The organism is Allomesorhizobium camelthorni, assembly GCF_011045125.1.
Lineage (GTDB): Bacteria > Pseudomonadota > Alphaproteobacteria > Rhizobiales > Rhizobiaceae > Allomesorhizobium > Allomesorhizobium camelthorni.
This window is the reverse complement of record NZ_JAAKZF010000065.1, coordinates 20,801-28,730: the sequence shown is the minus strand read 5'-3', so window position 1 is coordinate 28,730 and position 7,930 is coordinate 20,801. Positions and strand designations below refer to the sequence as shown.

Genomic DNA, 7,930 nt, shown 5'->3' with positions numbered 1-7,930 from the left:
CTCGAACGCATGCCGAGCGGATCGAACAGCAGGCTCTTGGCCAGCGGCTCCCAAGGCTGTTTCTCGGCATGGGCCACCGCCTCGGCGCCGATGGTCGTGCCGAAGTTGGCGTAGTGATAGGAGATGCGGAAGGGATCGAGCGGCACCATCCACAGGCTCCCGACGATCTGCTTGCGCTGGAAGCCGAGATCCTCGAGCTCGTCGCCCGCCGCCATCGGCAGGCCCGAGCGATGGGCGAAGAAATCGCCGATGGTGGCGTTGCCCGAGACATAGTCGAGATTGAGGCGGAAGCCGTCCCAGACCTTGCCGACCGGGGTATCCCAGTCGAAGCTGTGGTCCTTCGTCATGGCGATGGCGGCCACCGTGGCCGAGATCGACTTCGACACCGAGGCGACCTGGAAGATGGTGGTGCTGGTGACCCTAGAGGTGTCGTCCCGGTTGTCGCGAAGGCCATAGCCTTCGTCAAAGATCATCTTGCCGCCATGCACCACCGCCACGGCGAAGCCGGGAACGTTGGATGCTTCCTTGACTTTCTTGACGATGTCCGGCAGGGCGGCCACCGCCTTCTCGACGCCGCCGGGATACAGCTGCATAGCATCCTGCGGCGGCGATGGCCCAAGCTCCGGCACGTAGGACTGCGCGGGTGCCATGCCGGGCAGCATGGTAACGAGGGAAAGTACCAGGAGAGCAGCGACCTTCTTCATTGCATGTCCCTCAAACTTGCACCGGCAGATGATCGGACCATACGCGGCAAGATGAAAGATGGTTGCGGTTATTTTCTACCGATATGTTTAGGTTCCAAAGATCAGACAGAGACCGCGGCCGCAGCGGCCTTCGCTCACCTCGGTGGCTATCTCGCGATAAGACCAAGGATCCTTTGGCCGGTTGCCCCATACATCGTATCAAGGCGGTCACAGACTACCTGACTGCCAGATGCTTCGAGACTAACCTGCGCTTCCTGTGCTGCATCCGTGAACGCGGATTTGTATGGTTCAACCTCCAAATCCACCAGGTTCAAACCTACATGCACCATAGCTGTATTGAGAACTTCCTGGTTCACTCGCATCTCGCACAGTTCATCTGCAATGGCCGCATTGGCCATGTGCGCGATGGCGTCTCGCTGATCTGACAGCAGGGCCTGTGACAGGGCAATCGTCGGGCCCGCGATGAAGGTTGCAATGGTGGCAACCGCAAGAAACTTGCGAAACATTCTGTCCTCCATAGAGTTAGAGGGAAGGCGCGATCGCCTTTAATTTCAATCGCTTTATATCGGAATTCTGCCGCTGCGTATTTTGTTCCGGCCGAAACCGTAGGATGCTGGCGGCGACTGCAGAAGCCACCTTACGGCCGACAATGCGCACGCGGGATTTTCCCGTTCCTCAGATGTCGCGACAGGGTCGACTGCTGCCGATGGGCGACTGACCGCTCTGGAGAAGCGCGGGGAAAGTCGGCTCCTGGCGCGACCTTCCCGTTCCACAACCGAAACTCGTGACCCAATCCGGACACTCCTAACGCTTTCCGGCTTCCCCAGAGCTGACATTCAGCGCAACTGGCTCTTCTGACCTGGTCCGAACCTGCTCGTGAGCGTCAGATCGTCCGCGATGTGCGGACATACGCGTGGTAGCGCGGCTTATGCGCGGGAAAACCTGGGGGGTCAGCCCGCCTCTGATCTCTTCAACACTCGACTTCCAGGCCGCGCGTCCTGTGAACTCGACCGAGCATAGTCGGGAATCCTGAAGCGGCGGCGGTAGTCGCCCGGCGAGATGCCCGTCTGGCGCCGGAACAGGCGACTGAAGGAGGAGGCGTCCTCGTAGCCGACCTCGCGACCGATCACATCAACGGGGTCGGAGCCGGTCTCGAGCATCTGCTTCGCCTCCTCGATGCGCAGCGCCTGGACATAGGCGAGCGGAGAGTAACCGGTGGCCGCCCTGAACCGGCGGTCGAACGTGCGCTTGGGCAAGCCCGATACGCGCGCCACCTCGGTGACGACATCCGCGCGATCGTAATTCTCCGCGAGCCAGGTCTGGCATTTGAGGACGACGGCGTCGCCGTGGACGACATTAACCGCCATCGAGGCATAGGGGAGCTGTCCGTCGCGGTGCCACTGGTAGAGGAAGAACCTGGAAATGCGGATCGCTTCCTCGCCGCTCCCATAACGGGCGATGAGGAGGAGCGCGAGGTCCTGCCAGGACGAGGCGCCGCCGCAGGAGATGATGTTGTGGCCATCGCCGCTCTGGACCAGGATGCGATCCTCATGCAGCAGGACATCGGGGAATTCCTGGCGGAACACGGGTACATGGCTCCAATGCGTCGTCGTCTCGCGCCCGGAGAGCAGCCCGGCCGCGGCCAGCACCAGGGAACCGCCACAGGCGGAGCAAATTAGCGCGCCCTTTTCGTGCATCTTCGCGACCCAATCGATGATCCGGCGATCGAGGGCGTGAAGGTCCTCGGGCGTCAACACCACCGGGTTTGGCACGAAGACGATATCCGTCTGCTCGATTTCGTCGATCGAGTCCTGCGGAATGATGCTGACGCCGGTGATGAGCTCGAGCGGCCCGTGCTCGGCCGCGACGATGCGCGGCTCGAAGAGCGGTTCGCCAGCGAGAGGCCCATTCCTGGCCGCGGCGGAACTCGGCTCAAAGAACGGCTTCCCGGGTCGAATCTTGAAAAACCTCCCCGCCGCCCAGAGCGTATCGAAGACGCCGTAAATGATCGAGGGATCGCATTCCCGAAAGACCACGATGCTGACACGCTTCGGCACCGTTGTCCTCCTGCTTGGCCCATCTCGCACGGTTCCGGCCATTCTGCCTCTCTCGCGCGCGCCGCGCCACGTCTATTTACGCCCTCGATGTGCCAAGGGGCACGATCGCATCATGAAAAGACAGTGAACCACAGCGGCCAGCCTCAGGTTCCCTGAGCGCTCGGACAGGAGACATGGACATACAGCATACCCACCACGACACAATCGATTCCGCGAAGCTCGATGCGCTGGTCGCGCGCGCGTTTGGAGATCTTTCCGCCGGCTACGGCGGCGTCATGATCAGCATCGGCAACCGGCTCGGCCTCTACAAGGCAATGGCCGGGGCCGGGCCGCTCAGCGCACGTGCAATCGCCACGCGCGCCGACTGCGCCGAGCGCTATGTGCGCGAGTGGCTCAACGCGCAGGTCGCGGGCGGCTACGTCGCCTACCATCCGGTCAGCGACACTTACGAGCTGACGCCGGAGCAGGCGATGGTGCTTGCCGACGAGGACAGCCCGGTCTTCTTCCCCAACGCCTGGTCGGTCCCCGCATCGATGTGGGCCGACGAGGAGAAGGCTGTCGAGGCGTTCCGCACCGGCAAAGGCATTCCCTGGGGCGACCACGACGGACGGCTCGCCTGCGGCGTCGCGGCTTTCTACCGCAATGCCTACAAGGCGAGCCTTGTCCCTGAATGGCTGCCGGCGCTCGATGGGGTCGTCGACAAGCTCAAGGCAGGCGCTCTGGTGGCCGATATAGGCTGCGGCCACGGCCACTCGACGGTGCTGATGGCCAAGGCTTTCCCGGCCTCGCAGTTCCGCGGCTTCGACAACCACCAGGAATCGCTGGCGCAGGCTCGAAAGGTCGCTGCCGAGGCGGGCGTTACCGAGCAGGCGAGTTTTGCAGCGGCACGGGCCGACAATTATCCCGGCAAGGGCTACGACCTGATCTGCTTTTTCGACGCCCTGCATGACATGGGCGACCCGGTCGCCGCCGCAACGCATGCCGCCAAGGCGCTCGCGCCGGACGGCGCAGTGATGCTGGTCGAGCCCTTCGCCAACGACAAGGTCGAGGACAACGTCTCGCCTGTGGCGCGGATGTACTACGCGGCCTCCACCACCATCTGCTGCGCTCACGCGATCTCCGACGGCGGCCATCTGGTGCTCGGTGCGCAGGCCGGCGAGGCACGGCTGGCGGACGTGTTCCGCAAGGCCGGCTTCACCCGCTTCCGCCGTGCTTTCGAGACGCCGTTCAACCTGGTCCTGGAAGCGCGGCTCTGATCCTCCGCCGAGTGGCCCGGACCATACAACAATCAAAGGACCTACCAATGACTGATTACAGACATCTTCTGCCGCAGCTAGGCGGCGGCTTATTCCTGACCGATGGCGGCATCGAGACCACGCTGATCTTTCATCAGGGCCTCGACCTTCCTCTCTTCGCATCATACGTCCTGCTCGATGATGCGGCCGGGCGGGAGGCGCTGAAGCGCTACTATCGCGATTACTTCAGGATCGCCGAGGAGCGCGGCGTCGGCTTCATTCTCGAAAGCCCGACCTGGCGCTGTTCGCGCGACTGGGGCGCGAAGCTGGGCCACGACGCTCGCAGGATTGAGTCCTTCAACCGCGAAGCCATCACGCTGATGGAGGAACTGCGCCGGGAAGCCCGCACCGACGCACCGATCGTGATCTCCGGAAACGTCGGCCCCCATGGTGACGGCTATGCGCCGAAAGCGCAGCTTAGCCCGGACGAGGCAGAGGAGTATCACGGCCACCAGATCCGCACCTTCGCCGACACGGCCGCGGACATGGTTGCGGCGGTCACCATGACCCACACCGGCGAGGCGATCGGCGTGGTGCGCGCAGCACGCTCCGCCGGGATGCCCGTCGCCATAGCGTTCACCACCGAGACGGACGGACGGCTGCCCTCCGGCGAGGCCCTTGGCGAAGCGATCGAGAAGGTGGACGAAGGTACCGGTGCGGCGCCTGTCTACTACATGGTCAACTGCGCCCACCCCGATCACTTCGCCGGTGCGCTCGGCGAGGGAGCATGGCGCTCGCGCCTTCGCGGCATCCGCGCCAACGCCTCGCGCAAGAGCCACGCCGAGCTCGACAATTCGGACGTGCTCGACCCCGGCGATCCGGTCGAGCTGGCACGGGACTACACGCGCCTGCGTCGGATGCTGCCGGGTCTTTCGGTGTTCGGCGGGTGCTGCGGCACCGATCACCGCCACATCGAGCAGATATGCCTCATTTGCCTGGAAGCGGCCTGAGATCGCAATCTGGAGGACAATGGAATGTCTTATCCACTGACCGCCCTCATGCCGCGCGATTGCATCCGCCCGGCACTGCAGGAAGAAGCTGGCGAAATCGCCCGCCTCTTCCTCGTCTCCTCGTATGGGCTCGCGGCCTATATCTGGAGCAAGATGGATATGCCAGGCCTGTCGCTGGAGGAGATCGGCGCGGCCCGCTATGCGCGCACCAACACCTCCTTTTCCTTCGAGAATTGCCTCGTCGCGGTGCGCGGCCACAGGATCGCCGGCATGGTGCACGCCTTCCCGATGGAGGCGGACGCCAGCGGCACTGAGGAGACCGATCCGATCCTGCGGCCCTATGCGGAGCTGGAGGATCCAGGCTCGCTCTACGTTTCCGGCCTGGCCGTCCACGATCGCTACCGTGGCCAGGAAATCGGCGGCGAGTTGATGGACCGTGTCTACGCCCTTGCTCGTGCGCGAGGCCTGCCGCGCGTCTCACTCATCTGCTTCGAGCGCAACGAAACCGCGTTCGAGTTCTATCGCAAGCGCGGCTTCCAGGAGATCGGGCGGCGACCCGTCGTCCCGCACCCGTGCCTTCACTACCGCGACGGCGACGCGGTGCTGATGGTCAGACACTGCTCAAGCACCGATCAGGTACGCCGACCTTAACCAAAACCGACAAGCCACAGCCCATCGCGCCGGCGCGGCAACCGCACCGGCGATGGGAGAACCATGACTGAAAGGAAGAGAAAATGATGAACACGAAGAAATCCCGCCATATCCTGGCCAGCTCGCTGATGCTGGCCACCTCGATGCTCGCCGTGACCGCGGCGGCCCACGAGCAGACGAAGACGGAATTGTTCAACCCGGGCGTGAGCTACGCCGCCGGAAAGGCCGACGAGGCGGCGGCCGGACGCCCGCCGCTCTATCAGGGGCTCGGCACCATGGCGATGCCGGTCACGACGAAAAGCGCAGAGGCCCAGGCCTATTTCGACCAGGGCCTGCGGCTCGCCTGGGGCTTCAACCACGCCGAGGCGCGGCGCTCGTTCCAGAAGGCACAGCGGCTCGATCCGGAATGCGCCATGTGCTTCTGGGGCGAGGCATTCGTGCTCGGCCCCAACATCAACGATGCCATGCGCGACGAGGCGGTGGCGCCTGCGCGCGAGGCGATCGATCGCGCCCTGGCGCTCAAGGAGAAGGTCGCCCTTAAGGAGAGGGCGCTGATCGAGGCTCTTTCCAGGCGTTCTGGCGCGAATGGGACGGCGCCCCGCCTGCCCATGGATCAGGCCTGGGCCGAGGCGTTGGGAGCGGTGGCCAAGGCCTATCCGGAGGACGCGGACGTTCTGGTGCTCTATGCCGAAGCGCTGATGAACCTGCAGCCTTGGGACTATTGGGAGGCCGACGGGATGACGCCCAAGGGCCGCGGCGGTGAGATTGTCGCGGTGCTGGAGCGTGCGCTCGGGCTGGATCCGGACCATCTTGGGGCAGCGCACCTCTACATCCATGCCGTCGAGGCCTCGGCCGATCCGGGCCGCGCTGAGGCCGTCGCCGACCGCCTGCGCGGCGCGGCACCGGCGGCGGGGCACCTCACCCATATGCCGGCACATCTCTATATGCGGATCGGCCGCCACGGCGACTCCATCGCCGTCAACCATGACGCCATCGCGGCGGATGAGGCCTTCCTCGCGCAGGCCGGCGACGCGGCGAGCCCACTCTACCGTTTCGGCTATTACCCGCACAACGTCCACTTCCTCATGATTTCGGCTCAGATGGCCGGCGTGAAGGAGGATGTGATTGGCGCGGCGGAAAAGCTGGCGGAAATCACCTCCGACGAAGTCTCGCAGGAACTGGCCTGGGTGCAGGCGATCAAGACGGCTCCCTTCAGCGCCCACGCCCAGTTCAGCGACCCGGACACGATCCTTGCGCTGGCCGACCCCGGCGACCGCTTTCCCTTCGTGAAAGGCTATTGGCATTACGCCCGCAGCGTTGCCTTGGCCTTCAAGGGAGATCTCGAAGCGGCGTCCGCCGAAGCCGACTCCATTGGCCGGCTGATCCAACAGGCGGACATGAGCGGGCTGGAGGAACAGTTCCTCCCTGCCAGGGACCTGCACCGCATCGCCATGCACGTGGCGCGAGCCCGCATCGCGCAGTCGCGGCGCGACTATGTCGCCGCCGAACAGCAACTCGCGGAGGCGATCCGCCTGCAGGAGGGCATATCCTACATGGAGCCGCCCTACTGGTACTATCCTGTCCGGCAGACGCTCGGCGCTGTGCTCCTGCAGCAGGGCCGCACGGATGAAGCCGTCGCGGTGTTCGAAATGGCGCTTGCGGAAGTGCCGCGCAACGGCTGGGCGCTCTGGGGCCTGCTCAAGGCCAAGGCTGCAGCCGGTAGCGAGGATGTGTCCGAGGCGGAAGCAGCCTTTAAGAAGGCCTGGCTCGGCAACGAAACATTGCTCGTTCTTGATCATCTGTAGCGGCCGGAGCAGCGCATGCCGCGCGCGGCGCCATCGCGAGGGCCCTTCGTCTTCGCGATTGCGCCCCGCGGTGACCGGTCCAGCTCAAGCTCAACCAAGGAGAATTCCGATGAAGGGATTTCGCCGGAGCCCCCGGGCACCGACGCGGTGCACGCCCGATGCGCTCTCCGGCCATCAGTTGAAGGACATCGGCCTGTCCAGGTCCGGGATGGCATTCATGGTCGCGCGGCGGGAACCGACAGCCAAGCGTCGGTGCACCCGCCGTGCGAAAGCCCAAAGCGGCTGGCGACAGGGGTCATGGGCAGCGAGACGCATCTGGCGGCCCTTGGTGCCACGACGGCGCTTATCCATTCTGCTGTTGCATATGCCGGGACCATACGCTTCGCCGGCGTCCCTATCGTCGACGTGCGTCTCTAGCTGCATTGACGGACGAAGCCGCCTGCAGCGCGAACCTGTCAGCGAGCATCT

At 64.5% G+C, this 7,930-nt stretch carries 7 protein-coding genes; 4 read left to right on the top strand and 3 right to left on the bottom strand.

Annotated elements, in window-relative coordinates; genetic code table 11:
• From G6N73_RS27425 to G6N73_RS27415, 3 genes are all read right to left on the bottom strand, one after another.
• The coding region (locus tag G6N73_RS27425) for a serine hydrolase domain-containing protein (RefSeq protein WP_165033135.1) at positions 1-704 on the bottom strand (704 nt) is incomplete at its 3' end.
• Between the two features lie 146 nt (positions 705-850).
• The gene (locus G6N73_RS27420) at positions 851-1,210 is read right to left on the bottom strand and encodes a hypothetical protein (protein WP_165033134.1); all 360 of its coding nucleotides are present in this window, start codon (positions 1,208-1,210) and stop codon (positions 851-853) included.
• A 444-nt stretch (positions 1,211-1,654) separates the two neighbouring features.
• Positions 1,655-2,761 (bottom strand): GlxA family transcriptional regulator, encoded by a 1,107-nt coding sequence (locus tag G6N73_RS27415; protein WP_343044755.1) that lies wholly within the window; start codon positions 2,759-2,761, stop codon positions 1,655-1,657.
• Positions 2,762-2,934: 173 nt separating this feature from the next.
• On the opposite strand from G6N73_RS27415, the gene G6N73_RS27410 reads away from it, so the two are divergent.
• The 4 genes from G6N73_RS27410 to G6N73_RS27395 all read left to right on the top strand — a co-directional run bounded on the left by G6N73_RS27410 (position 2,935) and on the right by G6N73_RS27395 (position 7,462).
• Positions 2,935-4,017, top strand: coding sequence for a class I SAM-dependent methyltransferase (locus G6N73_RS27410; protein ID WP_165033132.1), 1,083 nt, complete (start codon positions 2,935-2,937; stop codon positions 4,015-4,017).
• A gap of 47 nt (positions 4,018-4,064) precedes the next feature.
• The gene (locus tag G6N73_RS27405; RefSeq protein WP_165033131.1) at positions 4,065-5,006 is read left to right on the top strand and encodes a homocysteine S-methyltransferase family protein; all 942 of its coding nucleotides are present in this window, start codon (positions 4,065-4,067) and stop codon (positions 5,004-5,006) included.
• Positions 5,007-5,030: 24 nt separating this feature from the next.
• Entirely contained in the window at positions 5,031-5,657 is a 627-nt protein-coding gene (locus tag G6N73_RS27400) for a GNAT family N-acetyltransferase (RefSeq protein ID WP_246252610.1), read from the top strand.
• A gap of 83 nt (positions 5,658-5,740) precedes the next feature.
• Entirely contained in the window at positions 5,741-7,462 is a 1,722-nt protein-coding gene (locus G6N73_RS27395; RefSeq protein ID WP_246252609.1) for a tetratricopeptide repeat protein, read from the top strand.
• The last annotated feature ends 468 nt before the right edge of the window (positions 7,463-7,930 follow it).